This window comes from Aquicoccus sp. SU-CL01552, assembly GCF_040365005.1.
Classification (GTDB): Bacteria; Pseudomonadota; Alphaproteobacteria; order Rhodobacterales; family Rhodobacteraceae; genus Antarcticimicrobium.
In genome coordinates, this window is sequence record NZ_BAABWV010000043.1 from 1 (window position 1) to 1,999 (window position 1,999).

A 1,999-nucleotide genomic window follows, 5' to 3' on the forward strand; every position below is an offset into this window, starting at 1 on the left:
GATACGGTAGAACTCAGCGATGCGGCGCAGGCCTTCAGCGGCGATCTCCGAGCCGTCTCGGTCGAACACTTCCTTCAGCTTCCTGCGGGCATGGGCCCAACAATGCGCCACGCGGATTGGATCGCCGCCCTTGCGGGAGGGACGCGTCAACCGGTTGTAGCCGCTATAGCCGTCGAGCTGCAGGATGCCGTCGAAGCCCTGCAGGATTTTCTCTGCATTCTCCCCGGCGCGGCCCGGGGCATAGGTGAAGACCACGCCGGGCGGGTCCTCGCCGCCCCATCTCCGGTCATCGCGGGCCAACGCCCAGAGATACCCGGTCTTGGTCCGGCCTCGTCCCGGATCCAGCACCGGGGCGGTGGTCTCGTCCATGAAGAGTTTGGTCGATGTCTTCAGGTGCTCGGCCAGCCTGTCGACCACCGGGCCAAGGTGGAAGGCGGCGGTGCCAACCCAATCGGAGAGCGTGCTGCGATGGAGATCGATCCCGGAGCGGGCGAGGATCTGGCTCTGGCGGTATAACGGCAGGTGGTCCGAGAACTTGCCAACGAGCACGTGCGCGATGGCACCCTCGGTCGGTAGTCCGCCCTCGATCAGATGGGCCAGCGCCGGAGCCTGGCTGACCCCTTCGGCGCAGGTGCGGCAGGCATACTTGGGACGAACCGTCACGATGACGCGCAGCTGCGCCGGGATGATATCCAGCCGTTCAGTGCGGTCCTCGCCGATCTGGTACATTGTCCCGCACCCGCATGGGCAGTCCAGACTGTCCGGATCGATCACCTGTTCGATCCGCGGCAGGTCCTTGGGCAGATTGCCACGATTGCGCCGGGCGGCCCTGCGCGGGGGCGCTTGCGGCGGAGCCCGTTCATCCTGCTGCGTCTCGGCCTCGGCCACCGCTGTCTCAAGATCTTCGAAGGCCAACTGCCGTTCGTCCTCGCTCAGCTTCTCGGACCGTTTGCCATGCACGGCCTGATTTAGCTCAGCAACAAGGTGCTCCAGGCGCTTATTGGCATCCCGAAGTGCATCCCGCTCGCGCAGCACTGCCAGAACAGCGTCACGCTGATCTTCGGGAATGGCCGAGAGGTCGATGGGCGGGGCGCTGGACATGGCCGGATCATACCCTGATCGGCACCTCGATGGGCAGGCATTCTGCCAGACCGAGTCACTCTGCCACAGCCGGCCGGCGCGCCTCCAAGGACCGCACCCGTCGCCAGTCCAGCCCGGCAAAAAGCGCCTCGAACTGGGTTCGGTTCAACATCATGGCACCGTCCCGGACGGCCGGCCAGGTGAATGTGCTTTCCTCGAGCCGCTTGTAAGCCATCACAAGTCCACTGCCGTCCCAGAACAGGATCTTCATCCTGTCCGCCCGCTTGGCGCGGAACACGAAGACTGTTCCGGTGAAGGGATCCTCAGCCAGCGCCGACTGTACAAGCGCGGCCAACCCGTCATGACCTTTGCGGAAATCCACCGGCTTCGTAGCAACCAAGATCCGGACGCCCTGCGACGGCATCAGCATGGCGAGGTCTCGAGCGCATGAACGATCTCGGCGATCCGGGCTGCGGGCGTGCCGGGTGCCAGCTCGATCCTGACTTCGCCCGAGAGGATCCGGATCACCTCTTCCGATACCGGAATATCAGGTTCCGGCGGCGCCTCCGGCACATCGCAGACCACCAGTGGGGCGAAGACCGGTTCGTCCAGTTCCGCTGCTGGCAACACCAGCTTCCCCTGCTTTGCCAGCTGGCGCCACGCTGACAGTTGGTTCGCAAGGACCCCATACCGCGCCGCAACGCCATTCACCGTCGCGCCCGGCTCAAGCGTATCCGCAACTGCCTGCGCCTTCACTGCATCCGGCCACCGCCGGTGGCCCGACGCGTAGATCTCGACGCCCAACGATTTGAGAAACGAATTTGTAGCGCACATTGCGAAACGCACTCCCCACTATGAGATGGCTATGATCTCGCAGGCGAGCCTCGCTCCTACAACGTGGGGCCGGGACACCGGTTAC

3 protein-coding genes are annotated in these 1,999 nt (G+C 64.7%); all 3 read right to left on the reverse strand.

Annotated features, from left to right (window positions below; all coding sequences use genetic code 11):
* Positions 1 to 1,101, reverse strand: a 1,101-nt coding sequence (gene tnpC / locus ABWV23_RS22275; RefSeq protein WP_353351891.1) for an IS66 family transposase, incomplete at its 3' end; no start/stop codon positions are given.
* A gap of 55 nt (positions 1,102 to 1,156) precedes the next feature.
* Positions 1,157 to 1,510 (reverse strand): IS66 family insertion sequence element accessory protein TnpB, encoded by a 354-nt coding sequence (tnpB, locus tag ABWV23_RS22280; RefSeq protein WP_353351893.1) that lies wholly within the window; start codon positions 1,508 to 1,510, stop codon positions 1,157 to 1,159.
* Complete coding sequence (tnpA, locus tag ABWV23_RS22285; protein ID WP_353351895.1) at positions 1,504 to 1,884, reverse strand: IS66-like element accessory protein TnpA; 381 nt, start codon at positions 1,882 to 1,884, stop codon at positions 1,504 to 1,506. Before tnpA ends, tnpB begins: the two co-directional genes overlap by 7 nt.
* Positions 1,885 to 1,999: the final 115 nt, after the last annotated feature.